Genomic DNA, 24,242 nt, shown 5'->3' on the forward strand with positions numbered 1-24,242 from the left:
ATGAGCGAGAAAAATCCCCTGCCGTTTGCCAAGACGCAATCGCGCGCAATGCTGCTGTGGGTGTTGGCAGTCTTGATCGGCCTGCCGCTGATCTTGCCATCGGCGACCCTGGCCACCGAGATCCTGATCTTTGCCATGGCCGCCCTGGCCTGCAACCTGTTGCTGGGCTACACCGGGCTGCTGTCGTTCGGCCAAGGCATCTTCTTCGGGGCCGGCGCGTACTGTGCGGCGCTGCTGATGATCCACCTGCAACTGGGCCTGTTCACCGCGTTGCTCGGCGCCGCCATTGCGGGTGGGTTCCTGGCCTTGCTGGTGGGTGCCCTGGCGATCCGGCGTACCGGTATCTATTTCGTGATGCTGACCCTGGCCTTCAGCCAGATGGCGTATTTTGTCGCCTACACCCTCAGCGACTGGACCGGCGGCGACAACGGCCTGCTCAGCGTGCCGCGCCCGGAAATCCGCCTCGGCGACACCGTGCTGCTGTCCCTGGCCGACGCCCGCGCGTTCTACGGTTTTGTCGCGGTGCTGTTCCTGCTGATCTTCATCGGTGCGCGCCGGGTGATCGCCTCGCCGTTCGGCAGCACGCTGATGGCGATCCGCGAAAACGAAACCCGCGCCTCGGCCATCGGCTACGACACGCGGCACTTCAAGATCCTGGTGTTCGTGCTGTCCGGCGCCGTCACCGGGATTGCCGGGGCGTTGTACGCCATGCTGCTGCACTTTGTGCCGCTGTCGAACATCGACCTGGCGATGTCCGAGAACATCCTGATCATGACCATCGTCGGCGGCACCGGCTCGCTGTTTGGCTCGTTGCTGGGCGCCGGTTCCATCGTGCTGCTCGGGGATTTCCTCTCCGACCTGTGGCCGCGCTGGCTGATGCTGCTGGGGGTGATCCTGATCCTGGTGGTGATCTTCATGCGCGGTGGTTTGTGGGGCGGCCTGGCGTCGCTGTTCGAGAAGGTACGCGGCAGCCGCAAGAACGTGGTTATCGCCAAGGAGGAAGGGCTATGAGCATCCTGCTGGAAACCCAGGACCTGGAACTGGCCTACGGCGCGTTCCACGCAGTGAATGGCGTCAACCTCAAGGTCGAGGCCGGCACCATCCACACCATCATCGGCCCCAACGGTGCCGGCAAGACCAGCCTGTTCCACTGCCTCACCGGCGAGCGCCAGGCCACCGCTGGAGCAATTCATTTCGACGGTAAAAACCTGATGCGCAAGCCCGCCCACGGCCGTGTGGGCCTGGGCATGGCGCGCTCGTTCCAGCTGACCAGCCTGTTCCAGAACCTCAGCGTGCGCGAGAACCTGCGCCTGGCCGCTCAGGGCCGTGACGGCGCACGTGCCCTCAACTTCTGGCGTCGCGTGGACAGCCAGCGCGAACACCTGGAGATGGCCGACCAGGTGCTCGAACGCCTGCAACTCACCGCCCGCGCCGACACCCTGGCCGGCGAGTTGTCCCACGGCCAGCAACGGGTACTGGAGGTGGGCATGTCGATCTGCTCCAAGCCGAAACTGTTGATGCTGGATGAGCCCACCTCGGGCATGGGCATCGACGATATCCCGATCATGACTCAGTTGATCAGCGACCTTGGCCGCGATCACACAGTACTGCTGATCGAACACAACATGAGCATTGTCATGTCCATCAGCCAACGCATCACGGTGATGAGCCACGGCCAGATCCTGGTGGAAGGCGCGCCGGAATTCGTGCGCGCCGATGAACGTGTGCGCACCGCATACCTTGGGGAGGCTGCCTGATGCTGATCGTCGAGAATATCCATTCCTACTACGACAAGAGCCACGTGCTGGAAGGCGTGTCGCTGACCGTCAACCCCGGCGAACTGGTAACGCTGCTGGGGCGCAATGGCGCCGGCAAGACCACCACCCTGCGCAGCATCCTCGGCATCATCTGCCCGCGCCAGGGCCAGATCCACTTCAACGGCCAGGCGCTGGTCGGGCAGAAGATCTTCGAAATCGCCCGTCAGGGTTTGGCATTGGTCCCGGAGAACCGTGGGATTTTCCGCTTGCTCACCGTCGAGGAAAACCTGCGCATCGCCGCACGCAAGACCAGTCGCTGGCAGCTCGAAGACGTGTACGCCATGTTCCCGCGCCTCAAGGAGCGCCGCAAAAACGCCGGCCACGCGCTGTCCGGCGGCGAGCAGCAGATGCTCGCCATCGCCCGCGCCCTGCTCAACGACCCCAAGCTGCTGATCCTCGATGAACCCACCGAAGGCCTGGCCCCGGTGATCGTCGACGAACTGGTGAAAATCCTGCGCAAGGTCAAGGACGACGGCCTGCCGGTGCTGCTGGTGGAACAGAACCTGATGGTCTGCGACAAGCTCGCCGACCGCCATTACGTGCTTGAACAGGGCCGCGTCGTATACGCAGGCAGCGCCGAAGCCTTCCGCGCCGACCCGACGATCAAAAACCGTTATTTGGCCCTGAGTGCCTGACCGGAGATTGCACATGAACAGTTTTACGCAACCGCTCCAGAGCAACGCCCCGCTGATCAACCGCGACCGCCTGTGGCAATCGCTGATGGACCTGGCCCGACTCGGCGCCACCGCCAAGGGCGGCGTGTGCCGCCTCGCCCTCACCGACCTCGACCGCCAGGCCCGTGACCTGTTTGTGCAATGGTGCGAGGATGCCGGGTGCAGCGTCAGTGTCGACGCCATCGGCAATATCTTTGCCCGCCGCGCCGGGCGCAACCCCGCCCTGCCCCCGGTGATGACCGGTAGCCATATCGACACCCAACCCACTGGCGGCAAGTTCGACGGCTGCTACGGGGTGATGGCCGGGCTGGAAGTGATCCGCACCCTCAATGACCTGGACATCGAAACCCAAGCGCCGATTGAAGTGGTGGTGTGGACCAACGAAGAAGGCTCGCGTTTTCCGCCGTGCATGATGGGCTCCGGGGTGTTTGCCGGTAAGTTCGACTTGCAGGACACCCTCGACAAAGTCGATGACCGGGGCCTGTCGGTGGGCGCCGAATTGCAGCGTATCGGCTATGCCGGCTCGCGCGCCGTGCTCGGCCACCCGGTGGGCGCGTATTTCGAGGCGCATATCGAACAGGGCCCGGTGCTCGAAGACCAGGCCACCACGATTGGCGTGGTCATGGGGTGCCTGGGGCAGAAATGGTTCGACCTGACCTTGACCGGCGTCGAAGCCCACGCCGGCCCGACGCCGATGCACCTGCGCAAGGACGCCCTGGTCGGCGCCGCCGAGGTGGTCAGCGCGGTCAACCGCATCGCCCATCAACAGCAGCCCCACGCCTGCGGCACGGTGGGTTGCCTGAGCCTGCACCCCGGCTCGCGCAACGTGATTCCCGGCCAGGTGCACATGACCATCGACCTGCGCCACCTGCACGCGGACAAGCTGCAAGCCATGGTCGATGAAGTGCGCGGCGTGATCGAAGCCACTGCCCAGCGACACGGCCTGACCTTTGAGCTGACGCCTACCGCCGACTTTCCACCACTGGACTTCGCCCCGGCCTGCGTCAATGCGGTGCGTGACGGCGCCGAAGCCTTGGGCCTGAGCCATATGGACATCGTCAGCGGGGCCGGGCACGACGCGATTTTTGTCGCCGAACTCGGCCCGGCCGGCATGATCTTTGTGCCGTGCGAAGGCGGCATCAGCCATAACGAAATCGAAAACGCCGCGCCGGACGACCTGGCAGCCGGCTGCGCGGTATTGCTGCGCGCCATGGTCAATGCGGCACAGGGGGACGTGGCATGAGCGACATCGGCCAACTGACAGCGGTGCAACTGCTGCAGCATTTTCGCGACCAGACCTTGTCGCCGGTGGAAGTCACCGAGGACGCTTTGTTGCGCATCGAGCGCTACAACCCGGTGGTGAACGCCTATTGCCACGTCGACCCGGAAGGTGCGCTGAACGCCGCACGCGCCTCGGAACAACGCTGGCTCAAGGGCCAACCCTGCGGGCCGTTGGACGGTGTGCCGGCGTCGATCAAAGACCTGACGCTGACCATCGGCATGCCGACCCGCAAGGGCTCGCGCACCTCATCCGCCGAAGGGCCGTGGGACGTCGACGCGCCCTTCACAGCCTTTATGCGCAGGGCCGGCGCGGTGCTGCTGGGCAAGACCACCACCCCGGAATTCGGCTGGAAAGGCGTCACCGACAACCCGCTGTACGGCATCACCCGCAACCCTTGGGACACCCGCACCACGGCGGGCGGCTCGTCCGGCGGCGCGGGCGCAGCGGCGGCGTTGAACCTCGGCGTGTTGCACCAGGGCAGCGACGCCGGCGGCTCGATCCGCATTCCCTGCGCGTTTACCGGCACCTTCGGGATCAAGCCGACCTTCGGTTATGTGCCGCAGTGGCCGGCCAGCTCCATGACCATTCTGTCGCACCTGGGGCCGATGACCCGCACGGTGGAAGACAGTGTGCTGATGCTGCAAACCATCGCCCAGCCAGACCCACGGGATGGGTTGATCGGTGCTCCACGCACCACACCATGGCTGACGCCGGGTACGGATTTGAAAGGGTTGCGTGTGGCCTACAGTCCGAACTTCGGTTACGTGAAGGTCGACCCACAAGTGGCCAAGGTGGTCGCGGAGGCGGTGCGAGGCCTGGAACAACTGGGCGCCCATGTCGAGCAGATCGACCCCGGTTTCAGCGACCCGCTGGACGTCTTCAGCACCTTGTGGGCAGCCGGCGCGGCACGCCTGACCGGCGCCATGAGCGAGACACAAAAACAACTGCTGGACCCCGGACTGTCAAGGATTGCACAACGCGGCGAACAGTTGAGCCTGGACGACTTCAGCGCCGCCCTTGAAGCCCGCGCCGCATTGGTGGCGCGCATGGCCGCGTTCCATGAGCATTACGATGTGCTGGTGTCGCCGATGATGCCGATCACCGCATTCGAAGCCGGGCACGACGTACCGCCCGGCTCCGGCTTGCAGGCATGGACGCAGTGGACGCCCTTCACCTACCCGTTCAACCTGACCCAGCAACCGGCGGCATCGGTGCCGTGCGGGCTGGCGGCGAATGGCTTGCCGGTGGGCTTGCATGTGGTGGGGGCGCGGTTTGCCGATGAGCAGGTGTTGCGGGTGTGCCAGGCGTATGCAAAGGCATTCCCGACCAAGCACCTGCAAGCGCCAATCATCAGAACACCGTAGGACCGCATGTGGGAGGGGGTACACGCCGATGGTCCTGGCCCTATCTGGCTGAGGACGAACACTGCAACTGTGGGTACTTTTCGCCAGTTCTACCTGAAGACCTTGGGAGCAAGCCCCCTCCCACAGTTTCAACCCCATTCCATTACACTGTCCCCCATTCATCCCCGGGGGCTTCATGGACATTGAACTGGCACGCACCTTCCTCGAAATCACCCGCTGCGGCAGCCTCGCCGCAGCGGCCGAGAAACTGCACGTCACCCAGACCGCCATCACCGCACGGGTCAAGAGCCTGGAAAGCCAATTGGGCAGCACGCTGTTCATCCGCAACCGCGCCGGCGCCAGGCTGACCGCCGACGGCGAGGCCTTCGTGGTGTACGCCAACCAGTTGCTGCAAACCTGGGAAGCGGCCAAACGCGACCTGCCGTTGCCCGATGGCTATCGCAACGTGCTGCACATCGGCGGCGAGGTCAGCCTGTGCAACCCGTTGATGCTCGGCTGGGCCCAGGCCCTGCGCCAGAACATCCCCGGCCATGCCCTGCGCACCGAAATCCGCGAAGGCGAATACCTGCTGCGCCAACTGGAGCTGGGTGTGCTGGACGCCGCGCTGGTGTTCCAGCCGCAATACTGGCCGGGCTTGCAGGTGGAGCAGGTGCTGGAGGAAAAACTGATCCTGGTGCAGCTGGTGAGCAACCCGGCGCCCTATGTGTACATCGATTGGGGACCCGGCTTTCGTCAACAACACGACGCCGCCCTGCCCGACAAGGCCCGCGCCGCACTGAGTTTCAACCTGGGGCCGCTGGCGTTGCAGTACATCCTGGAAAATGGCGGCGCCGGTTATTTTCGCACCCGCGTGGTGCAGAGCTACCTGGACAGCGGCGTGATGCAACGCGTGCCCAAGGCGCCGGAGTTCAGCTTCCCCACGTACCTGGTGTATTCACGGGCGCGGGATTCGGCGGTGTTGCAACAGGCACTGGCGTTGCTGCGCGAGGTGGTCAAGGCCGAAAGCGACTGGTCGCAGCGCTGGGACCCGCTGATTTGAAGCAACAATATCCGCCGCGCATGCTAGCCTGCGGGTGTTTCCTTTTGCAGCCTTACCGATGAACAAGAAAAAGTCCGTCACCATCAGCGACATCGCCAAACAGGTCGGCATGACCACCATCACGGTGTCCCGGGCGCTGAGCAAACCTGACCTGGTCAAGCCGGCCACCCTGGCGCGCATCCTCGAAGTAGCGCGGGAGCTGGACTATGTGCCCAACGCATTCGCCCGCGGCCTCAAGCGCAGCGAAAGCCTGATCATCGGCGTGATCACCGCCTCGGTAGACAACCCGTTCTACAGCGAAATGATCAAGGCAATTTCCCGCGAGGCCAAGCAGCACGGCTACACCATCATGCTGGTGGACACCGATGAGCTGGAAGAACTGGAAAGCAAGGCCGTGGACACCCTGTTGGGCTACCGCGTGGCGGGGATCATCCTGTCGCCGGTCTCGGATGAGCCGGGCTACCAGCCCGACTACCTGGAACGCCTGGCCAACGGCAAGACCCCGGTGGTGCTGCTCGACCGCACGATCCACGACAGTCCGTTCAGCCGCGTGGTGCTCGACAACTACCACAGCGGCATCCAGGCCGCGCACTACCTGCTGCGCCAGACGCCCGACCTCAGGCGCCTGCTGGTGCTGACCGGCCCCGAACATTCACGCATCACTGTGGAGCGCCTCAAAGGCCTGCGTGAAGTGCTGGCCGAACACCCGCAGGTGCAGGTCGAAGTGCAGGCCGGCGACTACACGCTGATGCCGTCCTACCTGCACACCCTCGACTACCTGGCCGAACACTCGGCGCCGGACGCGATCATGGGGTTCAACCAGTTGATCACCCTCGGCGCCCTGCGTGCGCTGCGCATGCACAATATCCCCCACGACAGCCTGACCATCTGCGGCATCGACCGCCTGCCCTTCGCCGATATCTTCGGCGTACCCATCGCCTGCGTGGCCCACGACGCGTCCCTGGCCGGCAGCAGCGCGGTACGCCTGCTGCTTGACCGTCTCGAAGACCCGGGCAAGCCCCGGGACAAGGTGGTCATCGCCGGCCAGTTGGAAAACGGCTAGCGGCTGGTATAGCCGCCGTCGATGGGCAGGCTGACGCCGCTGATCATGCTGGCCGCGCAGCTCAGCAGGAACAGCACCGGCAGGGCCACTTCCGCAGTTTCAGCAAACCGCCCCAAGGGAATTGCCGCCAGCGCCGGGTCGCGCTTGGCCGGCGCGGACCACGCCATGGCTGCCATCGGCGTGAGTGTGACCGTGGGGTTGACGCTGTTGACGCGAATGCCGAAGCGGCCCCACTCGGCGCATTGCACACGGGTGATCGCATCCAGCGCCGCCTTGGAGGCGCAGTAGCCAAGGTGATCGTCCAGCGCCACCAATGACGCCTGGCTGGAGACGTTGACGATGCTGCCGGCGATCTGCGCTTCGATCATTTTTGCCGCCACGCGGCTGGCGACCTGCGCGGCGGCGCGGGCGTTGACGTTCATCACCTGGTCGAACGCCTCGGCGCTGATGGCAGCGGCGGGCTCCAGGCGCGAGATACCCGCGCAGTTGACCAGGCCGTGCAGCGGCGGCAGGTCTTGCAGGGCATTGTCGAGGGCGGCGCTGTCGGCGATGTCCAGGCAGAGGCTATGGCAGCCGAGTTCGGCCAAGGCTTGGGCGTCGCGGCCGAGGGCAAACACATCGGCGCCGCTGGCAATCAGTTGCAAGGCGATTTCACGGCCGATGCCACTGCTGGCGCCGGTGACGAGGATGCGGTGGTGGGTGAAGTCGAAGGCTGCGTTCATTCAATTCTCCTGCAGGCTGTGCATGATCGGTTTCAGGGCCGGATACAGCTTCAGGTATTCGCCGAACGCACGGTCGTACGCCTCGACATTTTCCGCCTTGGGCTCAGCACGCAACTCCAGCTGTACCCAGCCCTTGTCCATCTCCCCATCGCTCACCAACCACACCGTATGTGCCGCCAGCAACGCCGCGCCCAACGCCGCCTCAACCTCCTGCACGATGGTGTAAACCGGATACCGCGTAACGTCCGCGATGATCTGCATCCACAGGTCCGAATGGCTCGCCCCGCCCACCACGATCAAGCGCGGGTCCAGGGAATGCGCGCCGCGCGTGCCCGCTTCGATGTTGTGCCGCAGGGCAAGACTCACCCCTTCCAGCACTGCGCGGTACAGGTGGATTCTGCTGTGATACAGGTTCAAGCCGACAAAACTGCCACTGGCGCGGTCGTCCCACACCGGGCTGCGCTCACCCATCAGGTAGGGCAGGAACAACAACCCTTCGCTGCCCGCCGGGATATGCGTCGCACGCTGTTCCAGCAACGCCAGGCTGTCCTGGCCGCTGGCCTTGGCCTGCTGCTCTTCGGCCTGGCAGAACTGCTCGCGAAACCAGCTCACCGAAGCCCCGGCGGTGATCGCACCGCCAAAGATATACAGGTCGCGGTGGCCGTTGTAGACGTGGGGCATGCTCACCAGGCCATGGTGTGCATCCACCTGCTGGTTGAGGTACCCCCAGCACATGCTGGTGCCGATCATTGCCACGTGATTGCCTGGCTGAGTCACTCCCGCCGCCAAGGTTGCCATGGCCGCATCGACGCCACCGGCCAGGATCGGTGTCCCCGCCTGCAGGCACAGACGCGCAGCCCACCCCTCCAGCAACCCACCGACGACCTCCCCGGAATACACCAGGCGCTCCGGCATCATCGCCGGCGGTATGCCCAATGCATCGAGCATTTCGCCAGACCAGCCACGCGTCTTCACGTCGTAGACGCCACCGATGTTGCCGGCACTGCTGTGGTCCACCGCCAACTCACCGGTGAAGCACCAGTTGATGTAGCTGTTCGGTGGCAGCAGGTAGCGGGTTTTCGCCCACACCTCGGGCTGGTGCTGCTTGAGCCAGAGCATCTTGGTGAAACCGTAGTAGCTGTCCACCGAGTTGCCGCTCACCTCGAACAGGCGCTCCAGGTCCACATGCTCACGCACCCAGGCCACCTGCTCGCCGGCGCGGCGGTCCATCCAGATCAGGCACGGGTGCAGCGGTGTGAGCTGCGCATCCACCGCAATCCCCGAGCCGCCGTACAGGCTGCTGATGCACAGCGCCTTGACCTGGTCTTTCGCCACGCCGGCCTTGGCCATGCACTGCGCCACACAGATCTCGACCGCGTCCAGCCAGACCTGCGGCCATTGTTCGGCCCAGCGCACTTTCGGGGTATCCACGCGATACCCCTGGCTGTGCTGGGCGATGATCGTGCCGTGACCATCCACCAGCAGCGCCTTGGTGCTCTGGGTTCCGATGTCGACCCCCATCACGTAATTCATGTTCAAACCACCGGCTTCAACAGCACCTTGATCGACTTGGTCGAGTTGGCCAGCTCGAAGGCTTCGGCCCAGTCGTCCAGCGGGAAGTCATGGGTGACGATGCCTTTGGAGGTGACCAGGCCGCGCTCGAACAGGTCGATGGCGATCGGGTAGCAATAGGGGCCGAGGTGCGCGCCGCGGACGTCCAGTTCCTTGCGGTCGCCGATGATCGACCAGTCGACGCTGGTCTCGGCGCCGAACACGCTGAACTCGACAAAACGCCCGAGCTTGCGGATCAGGTCCAGGCCCTGGGTGACACCGGCCGGTACGCCGGTGGTTTCGATGTAGACGTCGCAACCGTAGTTGTCGGTGAGGCCATTGATGATCTCGCGGGCGTTGTCGCGGGCCGGGTTGATCACCACGTCGGCGCCAAATTGCTTCGCCAGTTCCAGGCGCTCGTCGACCATGTCGATCACCACCAGTTTCTTCGGGGTCTTCAACGCGGCGACCTGGACCATGCACAGGCCGAGGGTGCCGGCACCGGCGATCACCACCACATCATCGAGCTGGATATCGCCACGGTTGACGGTGTGGATCGAGCAGGCCATCGGCTCCACCAGCGCCGAGTCTTCCAGCGACACCGACTCGGGAATCTTGTGCACGATGGCGGTCTTGGGAATGCGCATGTACTGGGCCATGCCACCTTCGGCCACTTCACGCTGGAAGCCGAAGATGTTGTGCACTTCGCACATCCAGTACTTGCCGGATTTGCAGAAGCGGCACTTGCCACAGGGCACGATCTGCTCGGCGATCACTTTGTCGCCGACCGCGACCTCAAAGTGCTCGGCGGCGCCCTCGCCCACTTCCACCACATAACCAAAAAATTCGTGCCCCGGTACCACCGGCGCCTTGACCCAGGGGTTGTCGCCGCCCCAGAACATCGCGGCGCCCGAGTGGCACTTGCAGTCACTGGCGCAGATGCCACAGGCGGCGATGCGGATCACCAGTTCGTTGACGCGGGCCTGGGGTTTGCCGATGCGTTCCAGGCGATAGTCCTTGGGGCCGTGGCAGACGACGGCTTGCATGTCGGTGTGCTTGTCCATGGTGTGGAGTCCTGTGCTTGTTAGGAGTTTATTTGTGGCGCTGACGGCTGATGAAAATCGCCAGCAAAATGATCCCGCCCTTGATCACGCTCTGGACGTAGGGTGAAACGCCAAGCATGTTCAGGCCGTTGTTCAGCACGCCGAGCAGCATGGCGCCGAGCAAAGTGCCAACGATCACCCCGCGCCCGCCGGCAATCGACGCGCCGCCGAGTACCACGGCGGCAATCGCATCCAGCTCGAACGACACGCCGGCATTCGGCTGGCCGCTCATCAGGCGTGAGGTGAGTACCAGCCCGGCAATCGCCGCCGTCAGGCCGCTGATGCCATACACCAGCAACTTGAAGCGCGCGGCGCGCACGCCGGACAAGCGCACCGCTTCTTCATTGCCGCCGATGGCGTAGATGTAGCGGCCGATGCGCGTGTGTTGCAGCAGCACATAGGCGGCGGCGTAGGTGACCAGCATGATCAGGATCGGCACTTCGATGCCAAACAGGCTCTGGCGACCAAAGAAGCCGAACCACTCCGGCAGCCCGGAAATCGGGTAGCCGTCGGTGTACATCAGGCCCAGGCCCCGGGCGATGCCCATGGTCGCCAGGGTCACGATGATCGGTGGCATGTGCAGGTAGGCGACGAACAGGCCGTTGCCGACGCCGAAGGCCACGCCGATCAACATCCCCGCGCCAATCGCCAGGCCCGGCGGCAGGCCCGCGACCATCAACCCGGCGGTGAGCGTGCCGGACAACGCCATCACCGGCCCCACCGACAGATCGATGCCGCCGGTGAGGATCACGCAGGTCATGCCCACCGCGATGATCGCGTTGATCGACACCTGGCGGGCGATGTTCGACAGGTTGCTGGCGGAGAGGAAGGTGTCGCTGGCCAGGATCATCACCAGGGTCACCACCACCAGCCCCACGAACGGGTAGAACGCCGGCGAGCGCACCAGCCGCGCCAGGTTCAGGCGCAGCCGACTGCTGTCGACGGTGTTAATGGACGTATTCACTTGAGCCCCCTGTTGCATGGCGCATGACCTCTTGAGGATTGACGGCGGACGCTTCGAGTACCTTGACGATGGCGCCCTTGTGAAACACGGCGACGCGGTCGCACATGCCGATGACTTCCGGCAACTCGGAGGAAATCATGATGATTGCGTAGCCCTGTTCGGTGAGGCTGCGCATCAGCGCGTAGATCTGCGCCTTGGCCCCCACGTCGATGCCACGGGTGGGTTCGTCGAACACCAGCACGTCGCAGTGGTGGTTGATCCAGCGGGCGATCACCACCTTCTGCTGGTTACCGCCACTGAGGTTGAACACCCGGCTTTCGCCGCTGGGGGCCTTGATCGACAGCTGACGCATCAGGTCTTCGACGCTGGCGCTTTCCCTGGCCTTGTCGATCAGGCCCGAAGCGTTCTGGTATTTGGGCAGGTTGTTCAGCGAGATGTTTTCACGAATGCTGAAATCGGTGATCAGCCCTTCGCTCTTGCGGCTTTCCGGCAGCAGGCCGATGCCGTGGGCGAGCGCTTGTGCCGGGTCATCGAGGGTGATTTTCTCACCGCGCAGCCACACGTCTTTGCTCACTGACGGCAGCGCGCCCATCATGCCCAGCGCCAGTTCGGTGCGACCGGAGCCGACCAGACCGGCAAAACCGAGGATCTCGCCCTTGTGCAGTTGGAAGCTGTTGCGGGGCCCGTTGCGCACCAGCTGGATGTCCCTGACCTCCAGCAACAGCGGGCCGCGTGCGCTGCTCGGTTTGGGCGGAAAACTGCATTCCAGGCGCCGCCCGACCATCATCTCGACCAGGCGGTCGATGTCACTGTCGGCCACCTCGGTGACGCCGACATTGCCGCCGTCGCGCAACACGCTGATGCGGTCGCACACCTGGAAAATCTCCTCCAGGTGATGGGAGATGAATATCACTGCCACGTCCTGGCGCTTGAGCTCGCGCATGATCTCAAACAGCAGCTCGGCTTCGCTGGGCGTGAGGGTGGCGGTGGGTTCGTCGAGCACCAGCAGGCGCGCATCCAGGGCCAGGGCCTTGGCGATTTCGACAAACTGCTGCTCAGCCACGCTCAGGTGCTTGACTGCGCATTGCAGGTCAATGGCCACGCCCAGGCGCTTAAACAAGGCCTCGCTGGCCTCGACCATTTCGCGCTTGCGCAGCAGGCCGAAACGGTTGCTGAGCTCATGGCCGAGGAAGATGTTTTCCACTGCCGTGAGGTAGGGAATCAGGCTGAATTCCTGGAACACGATGCCGATGCCAGCGGCGATTGCATCGCGGTAGGTGGCGAACTGCCGGGCCTGGCCATCGATCAGGATCTGGCCTTCGTCCTGATGCTCGACGCCGCCGAGGATCTTCATCAGGGTCGATTTGCCCGCGCCATTTTCGCCGAGCAAGGCATGGATCTCGCCGCGCTCGACCTGCAGGTTGATGGACTTTAGGGCCTGTACGCCCGGGTAACGCTTGCAGATATTTTCAAGCTTCAGAAGACTGCTCATACCGCCGACCTCGTATTCAGAAGGAGACCGCAAGCCCCACGGATGGCGTGGGGCCTGGGTGATTTACCAGCTGAAATCCTTGGCCTTGTCCCGGTCGATCAAGGTGATGTCCACCGGAATGGTGGCCGGCACTTGCGAGCCCCACTTCTTTGCCAGGGCAATGCCCAGGGCAAGGCGGATCTGGTCGCGGGGGTATTGCGCCGAGGTGGCGATGAACTTGCTGCCCGGCTTCTGGATCGCCTTGATCGCTTCCGGCGCGCCGTCGACGCTGACCAGTTTCACGTCCAGGCCGCTGGCTTCGATGGCCGAGAGTGCGCCGAGGGAGCCGTTGTCATTCACGCTGAAAATACCGTTGAGCGTCGGTTGCGCCTGCAGCATGTTTTCGGTGACGGTCAGCGCCTGGTCGCGCTCCTGCTTGCCGTTCTGGATGCTGACAATCTTGATGGCCGGGTGCTTGGCCACGGCTTCCTTGCAACCGCGCACACGCTCCAGGATCGGCACCACGGCGATGCCGTCGAGGATGGCGATGTTGCCTTTGTCGCCGATGCTCTTGGCCAGGTATTCACAGGCCTGGAAGCCGGCGTCGAAGTTTTTCGAACCGACAAAGGAATCCAGCGGGCCATCCGCCTGGGCATCGACCGCGACAACCACCACACCGGCGGCATGGGCGGATTTGACGGCCGATTGCACGCCGACCGAATCGGTGGGGTTGATCAGCAGGATATCGATGCCTTTTTGCAGCATGTCTTCGACGTCGCTGACCTGCTTGGACACGTCGTGGCGGGCGTCGGTGATGATCAGTTTCGCACCGATGCTCGCCCCGGCTTCTTCCAGGGCGTTTTTCATGGTGACGAAATAGGGGTTGTTGATTTCCTGGAAGGACGCGCCGATGCGGATCGGCTTGGCGGCGTCGGCAAAAGCAGGGGCAGCGGTGCCGAGGGTGATGCTTACAGCCAATAAACACAGGGTTTTCGGGAGCATTTTCATGGCGTGGTTCTCTGTTTTGTTTTTATTGTTAGAGCAAATGTTATCGTTAACATTTTGCGAGAAGCTAACAAGGAAATTCGCGTGACGCAAGGGGCCACTGGTCGGCTTCGGTCGGAATGTGGGAGGGGGCTTGCCCCCGATGGCGGAGTGTCAGTTGGCGATGTAAGTGACTGACCCGCCACCATCGGGGGCAAGCCCCCTCCCACACGTGTTCATGTGCGCACCACAAAACCTCGCACAATCTTGAGTACCAACTAAGCTCAGCCTCCAATAAAAAATACCGAGCTGCCCGCCATGGCCCATCCCACCGAGACCTTTCGCGCCCGTTACCGCGCCCACGTCGCGCCCCACTACAACCCCTGGCTTCACGCCGGTTTCGTGTTCGGCTACGGCATTGTGTGCATCAGCCTGGCCTGGTCATCGACACATCACATTACTGCTCTGCAATGGCTGACCGTGCCGGCGACGCTGGTGTTCTTCAACCTGTGTATCTACCTGGTGCACCGCCACCTTGGCCACCACAAACACGCCTTGGCCCGTCTGTTTTATGCGCGCCATACTGGCGATCACCACAGCTTTTTCACCCCCGGCCACATGACCTACGACAGCCCCCGGGACTGGCGCGTCATCCTGTTCCCGGCCTGGCTGATCGTGTTGCACAGCCTGGCGATCACACTGCCCGCGTGGTGGTTGATCAAGCAACTGAGCCCCAACGTCGCCGGCCTGTTCGCCGGGTGCATGATCCTCGGGTATTTGCTTTACGAATTGTTTCACGCCTGTGAGCACCTGCCCGCCGACCACCCGGTGGCACGCATGCCGTGGATCCGCCAGATGCACCAGTTGCACGCCCTGCATCACCGCCGTGAGCTGATGCAGGGGCGCAATTTCAATATCGTCCTCCCGCTGATGGATTACCTGTTCGGCACCCTGTACTGGGAGCCGGGCCCCCACGACAACCAGGAATCGTCATGAGTACCCGTCCCAAAAAACTGCGTCATCTGTTGTTTGTACTGTTTCTGCTGGTGATCGTCTTCTTGCTGCTGATGCCCACCAAAGTGCAACCGGTGAACTGGACACCGCCCAAGCCACCGTCGATGAAGGACGGCCCCTACGCCGAAAACCAGCGCCTCAAGGGCGTGCAGAAGATCGGCGCCCAGGACATCGCCGGGCCAGAGGCGTTGCTGCTGGATGCACAGGGTTATCTGATCAGCGGCCTGCATGACGGGCGCGTCATCCGCACCGCGCCCGACAGCCGCAGCCTGGAGGTGCTGGCCAACACCGGCGGGCGGCCCCTGGGTCTGGCGCTGCACCCGGATGGGCGCTTGATCATTGCCGATGGCATCAAGGGCCTGCTCGCCCTGGATGCAAACCGCCAACTCACTACCTTGAGCACGGGCGCCAATAACGTCCCCTTCGGTTTCACCAATGACGTCACCGTGGACGCCAGCGGGCGTTATGCCTACTTCAGTGATGCATCGAGCCGCTGGGGTTACGGCCAGGACGGCGAAGCGGTGATCGAGCATGGTGGCGATGGCCGGTTGCTGCGCTATGACTTCAGCAACGGCACCACCGAGGTGCTGCTCGACCAGCTGCAATTCGCCAATGGCGTGGCCCTGGGCCCGGATGAACATTACGTACTGGTCAATGAGACCGGCGCCTATCGCATCAGCCGGTATTGGCTCAAGGGCGAACGTGCCGGCAGCCATGACCTGTTTATCGACAACCTGCCCGGCCTGCCGGACAACCTCAGTTTCAACGGCCAGGACCGTTTCTGGGTAGCACTGTATTCACCGCGTAACCCGTTGCTGGACGGCTTCGCCGGCTACCCCTTGCTGCGCAAAGTGATGGTGCGGGCGTTGATGGTGGTGCCCAAGCCGATCGAGCGCAAAGCCTTTGTGCTGGGGTTGGATACGCAAGGCAAGGTGATTGCCAATTTGCAGGATGGCAGCGCGGGGAATTACTCGCCCATTACTACCGCTCGGGAATATGGCGAGTGGTTGTACCTGGGCTCGTTGAAGGGCACGAGCATGGCGCGGTTGCCGTTGGCACAGGCGTTGGCGGGAGAATAGAAAAGGGGCAGCCTCATCAGGCTGCCCCTCCTCACTCACACCCTAGAATCAGTGAACGATGTTCTGGGTGCAGATGTGCCCGAAAGTCACGTAAGGCACATTCTCGCCGCCAACCCCCACACCGGGGAACTCATCCAGCTCGATACGCCAGCCGCCGAAGTTGAAGGTGGTGTCCCAGGTGTACGTCACACCGGTGCTGCTGTCCGGATACTGCACACGGTAATCGCCGAAGCAGTCACCGATAGCAGCACTGGCCTGGGAGGTACCCGCACTGTTGGTGGTGGCCTTGAAGTCGGTCCAGTTGAACTCGGCACCTTCGAAGCGTTTATCGATGCGCAGTACCGGCGTAACACCCAGCAGCGGCGCACCCGTGGAGTCGGACCAGTTAGTGGTCCAGTTCACCGTACGCGCAGCCTGGGTCGCCATCCAGAATATCGATGCAGGCACCCGCACGATGTTGTCACCCTTCACATCCGACGTGTTCAACCGCGGCGTAGAGCCGAGGCTCAGTTGATAGTGCTTGGTCGGGTCCTGAGCCACAGCCGGGTTGGCCCGCACACGCACCTTCACAGTGGTGCCCGGGGTGACACTCGGGTAGGTCGAGGTCGAGCCCGCAGGAACGGTAACCCAGTTGACGCCGTCAAAACGGTCGAAAATCCACTGGTTACGGCTGCCACTCGCGTCACCGGCCAGGTACATGCTCACGCTCTGGCCACGCACGGCCTTGAAGTCGAAGTAGTCGACATCGTTGGCGTTATCGAGGTTTCCGGAGACCTTGTTCATCGAATCCGGCAGCACAAAGGCAGTCTGTGGCGTGTCATTGGGCTCGTAGGCATCGATGTTGGTGTCCACCGCCACGCCGAAGCTGAACTGCGAGTTGTTCGCGACCTTGGCCACCATGTACCAGTAATAATCACCGGCCGGCAGAACCCCGTTGAGGTACTCATCGGCATTGCCTGCGGCATCCGAGGAACCCACCACGCTCAAATTACCCTGGCCATCGTCCTGAAACAGGGTCAGCGACATGTCGGTGCCCGCGCTCTGGTTGACCAATTGCACTTGGACCCGCGCATTCTGTGGGAGGTTGAAGTGGTAGGCGAACTCTTCGCCCTGGGCCACACCGTTGATGGTGTAGAGCGTGTTGATATCCAAGGTGGGGAACAGCGGCACAAAGTCGGCGACAGCAGCGCTTTTCGGCTCGGCTTGGCTCGGTTTTTTCAACTCGCTGACTACGCTGTTGAACGGTGCGGACTTGACCGCCTGGGTGATGGCCTTGGACTGGCCGGTCTTGGCTGCATGGAGTTTTTGCTTGAGATTGGTCGGCACCTTCGCCGCGTCCAGCTTGCCGCCGGATTTGAGCGCTTTTTCCACGGCCTGCTTGACCGCTTCGGCGCTGAGTGTGTGAGGGGTTTGCTCGGCCAGGGCGAAGGCCGAAACGAAGCAGGAGGCCGCCATGGCCGCGCCCAGCATAAAGGCTTTTTTCGATTTCATTTTTTATCCATCCATAGTTAAAAAGTGAAGCTCAGGTGACGTCCGGTCACCTGGGATGGAATGTAGGATATGACTGGATGGATGTACAGTATTTTTTTGAAGAAATTTTCAGATTCTATGGAATGGGGATGTCGCACCACCAGCGCCAGAAGCTCCAGACAGCTGTTGCAATCAACCACATGAACCCAAGGTAATAGGGCCAAACCACCCAGCGCTTAAGCGATAAGGGAATGGAAGCCAGTTCGGCCTCAGTCACCAACCCAGCTTTCAGATGGCGCTTTGAATCTGAAAGTATTTCAGCAATCAGCATCATGCGATATTGCCTGTCGATCCAACGGTTTCGGCTCCAAAATCGCTTATTGCCGCAGACCATTTCGTTTTGGCTGAAGTAACTCTCCACCTCGTCGAGCTTTGTATATTCGACAAAAAAACCCAGCCCCAAAACGACAAACACTCCTGCAAAATGCACAAGGGTGAAGGCAAGAAAAAACGACACCGTTAAGCTCCCTCCGGTGCAAAGATCACGTCGCCATTGGCTTCTTGGATCTTTCCACCCAATAAAGCACTTTCATGACTAAAAGCATTACCTACGGTCTGCCCACCCGCAGCGCCACCAATGATTGCGCATGCAAGCTCACCGCGCCCCTTCATCGCAATACCCAAAAACATGCGACAACCACGAATCGCAAGTTTGGCACCATACTTCCCCCTCCCACATCCAGCGCCAACCCCACCCTCGAACTGCAGAGGACCTTCCCAGTACGGAGTATTCAGGTCTGACTTAGAGCCAAGTGCACCAATAGCCCCAATAGGCAGCCAAAAATATCGCAAGACGAAACAACCACACAAAACGACGCCTGAGGGGTAAAGGTACGGAGGCTAACTCTGCCTCTGTCACAACACCGTCTTTCACGTGGCGTTTTGGCATAGATAGGATGTCGATCATCAAGCACATACGACTAAATCTAGGGAACCGCTGGTTTTCCCAGCGTTGTTGAAGTTTGCGTACCTCTGAATTTTCACTGAAGTAACTTTCCACCTCTTCGAGTTTTGTGCGCATGGCGTAACGCATCAGTCCCACAAAAGCGAACGTCCCAATCACCATCACGCTGGTGAAGGCAAAAAACCACGACATCGTTAAGCCCCCCTCTGGTTGAAAGATCAAGTCACCATCAATCTCTATGACCGCACCGCCCAGAAACGCCCCACCAGCGCCACCTAGACTCCCTCCTGCGTACCCTCCAGCAGCGCCCCCAATAATTGCGCATGTCAAACCTCCGCTTCCCCTCGCTGCGACACCTAAAAAAATAGTGCACGCGCGACGAGTGAGCTCCGCCCCCAAAAGCCCTACCCCCGCCGCCCCCACGACCCCACCCGTAAATTTTCCCGCCTCCACATACTTCGCCCTTCTACACTGCGCCTCCCGCCCCTCCACACATGCCTCCCTGATCTCCAACCCCGCCACCCCCACGTCCAGCGCCAGCCCCACATAAGTCCCTTTACCCAACCACTTCGACATCTGCGCAATCTCCCGCATCCGCTTCGCATACCCCGCAATCTCACCTTTATGCAGATAGCTCTTGGTCGACAGGCCCAACACCTTTTTCAACGACTCATTACCCTGCAACCCCGTCCCCAACCGCGCCGCGCCTTGCAGTTGCACCTCCAACCGCCGGAACAACGCCTGGCGCCGCTGGATAAACGCCGTCCTGTCCAACGCACCGTCCTTCAAGCGCTGATGCAACCGCTCGATCTCCTCCAGCGTCTGCGCCACGTCATCCAGATGTCGCGCCCAGGCCGACGTCGCACTGCCGATGCCTACCGAGCCCTTCGCCATGAAACTCTGCAGCAAGTCATAGTTGTCGATCACCTCCGTACCGACCGCTGCACGCCTCTGCAAGTGACGACTTACCTCCTCGGCATGCCGCATCAACCAGGCCTCCTCGACCGAGCAATTCACGCTGTGGCTGTCGGGAATAATCACCAGTTGTCCCGGCGCCACCAAACCGGGGCGCAGGTGCCTATTCAGCACGTCAAAATGAGCGGAACGCTGGCGGCCCGGGGCGCCGCCCATCAGTCGGTTTTTCAAGCTCTGATAGTCCGTCGCGCGGTCGTTGATAAAGCTTTGCGCCATGCCTCACATCCGGTGAGCAATGAAGATGGCGTCGAAATATAAGCAAGCGCCTAGGCCCCGGACACACGTCCAGGGGGGGCGATTTACATTTGGGAAGCTGCCTACGCAGCAAAGAAATACAGCCTACGGAAACAATCCTAATACCCGGTCATTTCCAGGTAACCCACCCCACCCTCGAACTGCACCGGGCCTTCCCAGTACGGGATACTCAGGTTCATCCAGGCATTCGGGTTGACTGCTTGCGTAGTGATATCCAGCTGCTTGCCGGGGATTTTCAGCGACCAGCGGGTGGGGATCTTGCGCCCTTCTATGGCCGTCGTTTCCAGCGGCGTCAGTTGGATATCCGCGTTGTGCAGGGTTTGTGTATGGCCCTCGCGATCAATCCAGGTGCCGGTCAGGTAGGACGCGCCATCGGTTTGCCGTACTCGGAACAACATCAATTGCTCGCCCCGGTCCAGGTGCAGGGAAAACCAGTCCCAGCCGGTCTGGCTGGCGGTCAGCGGTTGGCTGCTCCATTCGCGGTCGAGCCAGGCCGGGCCGCTGACTTGATACACCCGGCCATCAAGACTGACGCTGCCGCTGGCGTTGAAAAACGGTTGGCTGTAGTAGTACGAGGCCTGGCCCTGGTCGGATTTGCGGCTGTAACCGCTGTCGCCCTGCAGCACCAATGGACGGCTGGATGTCAGGTGCAGGTCGTAGGCGAATTGCGCACCGCTGGCCTTGAGTTGCATGTCCGACAAGGCGCCCAGTGCACCCGGGCGGGTGGCGAAATTCCAATCATCGATCCAGGCGTTGAACGGCACTGCCTGGGCCCCGGCCTGGCCGACGCCACCGCGTGCGTAACGCTCGGCGGCGTAATGGTGGGTGGCGGACGTGACGGCCGCGTGGCCGAGCCACACGGTGGCGTCATGCCAGCCTGCTTGCACCGGACCGGCCTTGAGTGCATTGCGAAACAACGTCCATTGCACGCCAAATACATTACCCTGCGCGTCCTTGAGATTGGCCGTGACGTACCACCATTCGATACGGAAGTCCGCATGGGGGCCATGATCCTCGGGGAAGCTGAACACCTTGCCCGGTACCACCTGGGCAAAGTCCGCCGCGTCGCTGCCCAGGCCGGCAAAGCTTTCCTGTGGCGCAGGCACTTTGTCGCAAGCAGCCAGTAACAGGCACGCCACCAACAGGGGCTTAATCTTCATGGGCAAACGTCCTCAACAAATCCGCAGGACGGCTGCGGTACAACTGCCACAACGGCCAGGCCGACGCCAGAAGGGTCGCCAGCATCGCCAGCCCGAGCAATTGCGCCAGCTGCCACGGGAACACCTGCAATGGCAGGCGCCAACCAAACGCCTGCACGTTGATCACCGCATCCAGGCACCACGCCAACAGCAGGCCGAGCGGTACGGCCAGCACCAATGTGAGCACCGCCAGCAGCCAGGTCTGGCCGAGGTTGAGCAGCATCAATTGCCGACGCGTGACGCCCAATGCCCACAGCGGTGCGAGCTGGCCCAGGCGGCTCTGGCTCTGGGTCAACAGGCTGATGAACAACGCCACGCCGGCCACGCCCAAGGTCAGGCTGTTCAGGGCAGCGGTGGCGGCGAAGGTGCGCTCGAACACCTGGCTCGACCAGCCCTTGAGTTGTTCTTGATCGACAATACGGCTGTCGTCCAGGACAAAGGCGCGCTGCACCTCACGTACCAGCGGCGCCACGTCCGACGGTGACACCCGCAGGTTGAAACGCGCCGGTGACAGCGTCGGCCAGTGCGCCAGCAGATGTTGTGAGTTGACCAGCACATGCCCCTTGGGATTGCCGTAATCGGCGTAAATCCCCACCACCTTCGGCGACCACACACCCTGGGGCGTGGGGATGTTCACGGCATCGCCCAGTTTCACCCCGAGCCGGCGCGCCAGTTGCTCGCTGAGCATCAAGGTGTTGCCCTTCTGCAACTGGTCCCAGGGTTCGCTCGTGGCCTCCAGCAGCGGCCAATGCTGACGGTAGGTGGGATCGTCGACCACGCCAAACAGGTCCGCCGGCCAGCCCTGCACTTGCACGGCGACCTGCCAGGTGGGCAGCACGGCCTGCACTAACGGCTGTTGCGCCAGCCAGGTGCCGAGTTGTTCGGCCTGGGCAGGGCTTTGTGGGTTGAGATACAACTCGGCAGTCAGGCGCTGCTCCAGCCAGTTGTTGAAGGTATGACGAAAACCCGAGGTCATGGAGCCCGCGCCGATGTTCGCGGCCAGGGCCAAGAGCAGCGCCATCAGGGCCAGGCTCAAGGCCGGCAACTGCTGGCGGCAGTCGGCGAGAAACCACTGGCCGAGCACCGAACGGCTACGCCCCAACACGGCCTTGAGCAGGCCGTTGAGCAGCACCGGCAACTCCAGGGCGGCGCCAAGCAGCAATGCCGCCATCAGTACAAAGCCGGCAGCCAGGCTGTTACCCAGCCACAGCGCCAGCACGGCGATCAGCAACGCAGCCGCGGCCACCCACGCTTGACGACGCAACCAGCGCCCGTGAGCTTCATGCCAGGCCTGGGGGTTGGCCAGCGCCAGCAAGGGCAGGCGCGCCGCCCGCCACAGGCTGCCGGCACCGGCGAGCACCGCACCGAGCAGGCTCAAGCCCAGCCCCGCGCCCCACCACCACGGGCTGAGGCTCAACTGTCCCGGTACTTCAGCGCCATACAAGCCACGCAGGCTGGCGGCCACATCGGGCAATAGCAGACTGGCCAACAGGTAGCCGCTGGCGACGCCCAGCACACCACCGAGCAGCGAGAGCACGCCCAATTCCACGCTCAAGCTCACAATCAGCAGGCGCACGCTGACCCCACAAGCGCGCAACGTGCGCAGCAGCCCGCGCCGTTGCTCCAGGGCCAGGCCGATGGCGGCATGCACGATGAACAGCCCCACCACGAAGGACAGGAAGCCCAACGCGTCGAGGTTCAGGTGAAAGCTCTCGGTGAGGCGAGCGAGGTTATTGTCCTCGCCTTGCTTGAGTTGCAACCCGACGGGCGGCGTGGGTTGGCTGGCGGCGAATGGCTTGTCCACCAGCAGCCGCGACAGGCGCTCAGACATATCCAGCACAGGCTGGGCAAAACCGATGTCGGTGAGCAACAGGCCGGGCGCCATGTCTGGTTGGGCTTGCAATGGCGGCAGTGTGCGGCCGCCCACAGTGGTCGGTTGCTGGCCTTCGCGCAGCCCCAAGACCTGCAAGGTCTGCGGCGCGATCCAGGTACGCCCCGGCGGATCAAAAAACGCGAGCATCTGCGCCTGGCTCAAGCGCTGCCCCGCCACGGCGCCGCTGCCGGGCAACGACAACGGATCGATGCCCATCAACTGCAGGCGTACATCCTCCTGCCCCTTGAGCTGCACCCGCCCCTGTACCACCGGAGACACCGGCCAGCCAGCGCGGCGCAATTGAGCGAAGACCGCCTGGGGGAAACTCGCCCCGTCCGGCGCACCGAGGCTGGCCTGGGGTTCGCCGCCGATCAATTGGCTGGCGCGGGCATAGCTGTCTCGCGCCTGGCTGTTGAGGGCTTGCACGCCAATCAACAGCGCGGTGGCCAGCCAGAGGCCGGTGAGCACGCTGAAAAACTGCACGGGATGCCGTCGCCAGTGGCTGAGCAATGCGCGCAAGGTCCACTGAAATACCGCCATCTCAGGCGGCGCCTGCGGCTAGGACGCGCCCACGCTGCAACACCACCTGCCGGTCCAGTCGTGCAGCGATGCGCGGGCTGTGGGTGACCATCAACAGGCTGGTGGGGCTGTCGCGCAAGAGGTCCAGCAACAGTTGCAGCACTTCGTCGCTGGTCGCCTCGTCCAGGTTGCCGGTGGGCTCGTCGGCCAACAACAGGCCCGGGCGTGACGCCAATGCGCGCCCCACCGCCACCCGTTGCTGCTGGCCGCCGGAGAGTTGTTCCGGGTAGCGCTTGAGCAAATCCCCCAGGCCCAGGCGCTCGACCAATTGCGCCTGCCACTGCGGGTCAAAGCGCCCCGCCAGCCGCGCCTGGAACGCCAGGTTATCCTCGACCGGCAAGCTGCCGATCAGGTTGAACTGCTGGAACACCAGACCGATTTCGGTACGTCGCCAATGGGCCAGTTGCGCTTCGCTCAGTTGGTCAAGGCGCTGCTCGCCCACCTGGATGCTGCCGCCATCCACACGGTCGAGCCCGGCCACCAGGTGCAGCAAGGTGCTCTTGCCGCTGCCCGACTCGCCCATCAGCGCCAGGCTGCTGCGCCGGCCCAGGTGCAGATCGACACCGGCCAACACTGCCAAAGGCCCCTGGGGGGTGGCATAGCTTTTGGTCACACCTTGCACCTGCAACATGACAACACTCGTTTGATGGGCGGCCATCGAGAATAACGGCTACCGCCCAAGGCCACGCAAATTTTTCACATGGATTTCACCGGCTGCCCACCCGCGCCTCTTTAAATTACCCACCAAGCATCACTTGTCGGCAACTTGTTAGTTGCCCTTTTTCACAACTTTTTACATG

21 protein-coding genes and 1 pseudogene are annotated in these 24,242 nt (G+C 62.7%); 9 read left to right on the forward strand and 13 right to left on the reverse strand.

Annotated elements, in window-relative coordinates:
* From K5K89_RS18875 to K5K89_RS18905, 7 genes are all read left to right on the forward strand, one after another.
* Entirely contained in the window at positions 1-1,011 is a 1,011-nt protein-coding gene (locus K5K89_RS18875; protein ID WP_093124359.1) for a branched-chain amino acid ABC transporter permease, read from the forward strand.
* On the forward strand, positions 1,008-1,757 hold the full coding sequence (locus K5K89_RS18880; RefSeq protein WP_222540025.1) for an ABC transporter ATP-binding protein: 750 nt from the start codon (positions 1,008-1,010) through the stop codon (positions 1,755-1,757). The genes K5K89_RS18875 and K5K89_RS18880 overlap by 4 nt, the downstream gene beginning before the upstream one ends.
* Complete coding sequence (locus K5K89_RS18885; protein ID WP_071492109.1) at positions 1,757-2,452, forward strand: ABC transporter ATP-binding protein; 696 nt, start codon at positions 1,757-1,759, stop codon at positions 2,450-2,452. The genes K5K89_RS18880 and K5K89_RS18885 overlap by 1 nt, the downstream gene beginning before the upstream one ends.
* Before the next feature lie 13 nt (positions 2,453-2,465).
* Positions 2,466-3,734 (forward strand): Zn-dependent hydrolase, encoded by a 1,269-nt coding sequence (locus K5K89_RS18890; RefSeq protein ID WP_222540026.1) that lies wholly within the window; start codon positions 2,466-2,468, stop codon positions 3,732-3,734.
* Positions 3,731-5,137 carry an amidase gene (locus K5K89_RS18895; protein ID WP_222540027.1) on the forward strand — a complete coding sequence of 469 codons (1,407 nt, stop codon included), beginning with the start codon at positions 3,731-3,733 and terminating at the stop codon, positions 5,135-5,137. The genes K5K89_RS18890 and K5K89_RS18895 overlap by 4 nt, the downstream gene beginning before the upstream one ends.
* A 175-nt stretch (positions 5,138-5,312) precedes the next feature.
* A complete protein-coding gene (locus K5K89_RS18900) occupies positions 5,313-6,176 on the forward strand; it encodes a LysR family transcriptional regulator (protein WP_071492112.1) in 864 nt (287 codons plus the stop codon).
* A 58-nt stretch (positions 6,177-6,234) separates the two neighbouring features.
* A complete protein-coding gene (locus K5K89_RS18905; protein ID WP_092244607.1) occupies positions 6,235-7,239 on the forward strand; it encodes a LacI family DNA-binding transcriptional regulator in 1,005 nt (334 codons plus the stop codon).
* On the opposite strand, the gene K5K89_RS18910 is transcribed toward K5K89_RS18905, so the two are convergent.
* The 6 genes from K5K89_RS18910 to K5K89_RS18935 all read right to left on the reverse strand — a co-directional run bounded on the left by K5K89_RS18910 (position 7,236) and on the right by K5K89_RS18935 (position 14,058).
* Entirely contained in the window at positions 7,236-7,961 is a 726-nt protein-coding gene (locus tag K5K89_RS18910) for an SDR family oxidoreductase (RefSeq protein ID WP_222540028.1), read from the reverse strand. The genes K5K89_RS18905 and K5K89_RS18910 overlap by 4 nt on opposite strands.
* A complete protein-coding gene (locus tag K5K89_RS18915; protein ID WP_222540029.1) occupies positions 7,962-9,494 on the reverse strand; it encodes an FGGY-family carbohydrate kinase in 1,533 nt (510 codons plus the stop codon).
* A gap of 2 nt (positions 9,495-9,496) precedes the next feature.
* The gene (locus tag K5K89_RS18920) at positions 9,497-10,576 is read right to left on the reverse strand and encodes an alcohol dehydrogenase catalytic domain-containing protein (protein WP_071492116.1); all 1,080 of its coding nucleotides are present in this window, start codon (positions 10,574-10,576) and stop codon (positions 9,497-9,499) included.
* Positions 10,577-10,604: 28 nt separating this feature from the next.
* The gene (locus tag K5K89_RS18925) at positions 10,605-11,597 is read right to left on the reverse strand and encodes an ABC transporter permease (RefSeq protein WP_222540030.1); all 993 of its coding nucleotides are present in this window, start codon (positions 11,595-11,597) and stop codon (positions 10,605-10,607) included.
* On the reverse strand, positions 11,563-13,071 hold the full coding sequence (locus K5K89_RS18930) for a sugar ABC transporter ATP-binding protein (protein ID WP_222540031.1): 1,509 nt from the start codon (positions 13,069-13,071) through the stop codon (positions 11,563-11,565). The genes K5K89_RS18925 and K5K89_RS18930 overlap by 35 nt, the downstream gene beginning before the upstream one ends.
* A gap of 63 nt (positions 13,072-13,134) precedes the next feature.
* Positions 13,135-14,058: a substrate-binding domain-containing protein gene (locus K5K89_RS18935; protein ID WP_071492119.1), complete on the reverse strand. Its 924-nt coding sequence runs from the start codon at positions 14,056-14,058 to the stop codon at positions 13,135-13,137.
* Positions 14,059-14,352: 294 nt separating this feature from the next.
* Between K5K89_RS18935 and K5K89_RS18940 the strand changes: the two genes are divergently transcribed.
* Positions 14,353-15,030 carry a sterol desaturase family protein gene (locus K5K89_RS18940; RefSeq protein WP_071492120.1) on the forward strand — a complete coding sequence of 226 codons (678 nt, stop codon included), beginning with the start codon at positions 14,353-14,355 and terminating at the stop codon, positions 15,028-15,030.
* Positions 15,027-16,127, forward strand: a complete 1,101-nt coding sequence (locus K5K89_RS18945) for an SMP-30/gluconolactonase/LRE family protein (protein ID WP_222540032.1) — start codon at positions 15,027-15,029, stop codon at positions 16,125-16,127. The genes K5K89_RS18940 and K5K89_RS18945 overlap by 4 nt, the downstream gene beginning before the upstream one ends.
* 48 nt (positions 16,128-16,175) lie before the next feature.
* Here K5K89_RS18945 and K5K89_RS18950 read toward each other — a convergent pair whose 3' ends face one another.
* The 7 genes and pseudogenes from K5K89_RS18950 to K5K89_RS18980 form a co-directional block, all read right to left on the reverse strand.
* Positions 16,176-17,618, reverse strand: coding sequence for a hypothetical protein (locus K5K89_RS18950; protein ID WP_222540033.1), 1,443 nt, complete (start codon positions 17,616-17,618; stop codon positions 16,176-16,178).
* Positions 17,619-17,733: 115 nt separating this feature from the next.
* Positions 17,734-18,114 (reverse strand): hypothetical protein, encoded by a 381-nt coding sequence (locus tag K5K89_RS18955; protein ID WP_179029066.1) that lies wholly within the window; start codon positions 18,112-18,114, stop codon positions 17,734-17,736.
* 2 nt (positions 18,115-18,116) lie between these two features.
* Positions 18,117-18,287 (reverse strand): hypothetical protein, encoded by a 171-nt coding sequence (locus K5K89_RS18960; RefSeq protein WP_222540034.1) that lies wholly within the window; start codon positions 18,285-18,287, stop codon positions 18,117-18,119.
* Positions 18,288-18,762: 475 nt separating this feature from the next.
* Positions 18,763-19,752: pseudogene (locus K5K89_RS18965) on the reverse strand (hypothetical protein); the annotation flags it as partial.
* Between the two features lie 137 nt (positions 19,753-19,889).
* On the reverse strand, positions 19,890-20,951 hold the full coding sequence (locus tag K5K89_RS18970; protein ID WP_071492125.1) for a lipocalin-like domain-containing protein: 1,062 nt from the start codon (positions 20,949-20,951) through the stop codon (positions 19,890-19,892).
* On the reverse strand, positions 20,941-23,403 hold the full coding sequence (locus K5K89_RS18975) for an ABC transporter permease (protein ID WP_222540035.1): 2,463 nt from the start codon (positions 23,401-23,403) through the stop codon (positions 20,941-20,943). The genes K5K89_RS18970 and K5K89_RS18975 overlap by 11 nt, the downstream gene beginning before the upstream one ends.
* Position 23,404: 1 nt before the next feature.
* Positions 23,405-24,073, reverse strand: coding sequence for an ABC transporter ATP-binding protein (locus K5K89_RS18980; protein ID WP_222540036.1), 669 nt, complete (start codon positions 24,071-24,073; stop codon positions 23,405-23,407).
* Positions 24,074-24,242: the final 169 nt, after the last annotated feature.

This window comes from Pseudomonas sp. DR208, from assembly GCF_019823005.1.
GTDB classification, from domain to species: Bacteria; Pseudomonadota; Gammaproteobacteria; order Pseudomonadales; family Pseudomonadaceae; genus Aquipseudomonas; species Aquipseudomonas extremorientalis.

Coding starts and splice junctions, on each gene's coding strand:
- K5K89_RS18875 (WP_093124359.1), top strand. CDS start 1: ATGAGCGAGAAAAATCCCCTGCCGTTTGCCAAGACGCAATCGCGCGCA.
- K5K89_RS18880 (WP_222540025.1), top strand. CDS start 1,008: ATGAGCATCCTGCTGGAAACCCAGGACCTGGAACTGGCCTACGGCGCG.
- K5K89_RS18885 (WP_071492109.1), top strand. CDS start 1,757: ATGCTGATCGTCGAGAATATCCATTCCTACTACGACAAGAGCCACGTG.
- K5K89_RS18890 (WP_222540026.1), top strand. CDS start 2,466: ATGAACAGTTTTACGCAACCGCTCCAGAGCAACGCCCCGCTGATCAAC.
- K5K89_RS18895 (WP_222540027.1), top strand. CDS start 3,731: ATGAGCGACATCGGCCAACTGACAGCGGTGCAACTGCTGCAGCATTTT.
- K5K89_RS18900 (WP_071492112.1), top strand. CDS start 5,313: ATGGACATTGAACTGGCACGCACCTTCCTCGAAATCACCCGCTGCGGC.
- K5K89_RS18905 (WP_092244607.1), top strand. CDS start 6,235: ATGAACAAGAAAAAGTCCGTCACCATCAGCGACATCGCCAAACAGGTC.
- K5K89_RS18910 (WP_222540028.1), bottom strand. CDS start 7,961: ATGAACGCAGCCTTCGACTTCACCCACCACCGCATCCTCGTCACCGGC.
- K5K89_RS18915 (WP_222540029.1), bottom strand. CDS start 9,494: ATGAATTACGTGATGGGGGTCGACATCGGAACCCAGAGCACCAAGGCG.
- K5K89_RS18920 (WP_071492116.1), bottom strand. CDS start 10,576: ATGGACAAGCACACCGACATGCAAGCCGTCGTCTGCCACGGCCCCAAG.
- K5K89_RS18925 (WP_222540030.1), bottom strand. CDS start 11,597: ATGCAACAGGGGGCTCAAGTGAATACGTCCATTAACACCGTCGACAGC.
- K5K89_RS18930 (WP_222540031.1), bottom strand. CDS start 13,071: ATGAGCAGTCTTCTGAAGCTTGAAAATATCTGCAAGCGTTACCCGGGC.
- K5K89_RS18935 (WP_071492119.1), bottom strand. CDS start 14,058: ATGAAAATGCTCCCGAAAACCCTGTGTTTATTGGCTGTAAGCATCACC.
- K5K89_RS18940 (WP_071492120.1), top strand. CDS start 14,353: ATGGCCCATCCCACCGAGACCTTTCGCGCCCGTTACCGCGCCCACGTC.
- K5K89_RS18945 (WP_222540032.1), top strand. CDS start 15,027: ATGAGTACCCGTCCCAAAAAACTGCGTCATCTGTTGTTTGTACTGTTT.
- K5K89_RS18950 (WP_222540033.1), bottom strand. CDS start 17,618: ATGAAATCGAAAAAAGCCTTTATGCTGGGCGCGGCCATGGCGGCCTCC.
- K5K89_RS18960 (WP_222540034.1), bottom strand. CDS start 18,287: ATGTTTTTGGGTATTGCGATGAAGGGGCGCGGTGAGCTTGCATGCGCA.
- K5K89_RS18970 (WP_071492125.1), bottom strand. CDS start 20,951: ATGAAGATTAAGCCCCTGTTGGTGGCGTGCCTGTTACTGGCTGCTTGC.
- K5K89_RS18975 (WP_222540035.1), bottom strand. CDS start 23,403: ATGGCGGTATTTCAGTGGACCTTGCGCGCATTGCTCAGCCACTGGCGA.
- K5K89_RS18980 (WP_222540036.1), bottom strand. CDS start 24,073: ATGTTGCAGGTGCAAGGTGTGACCAAAAGCTATGCCACCCCCCAGGGG.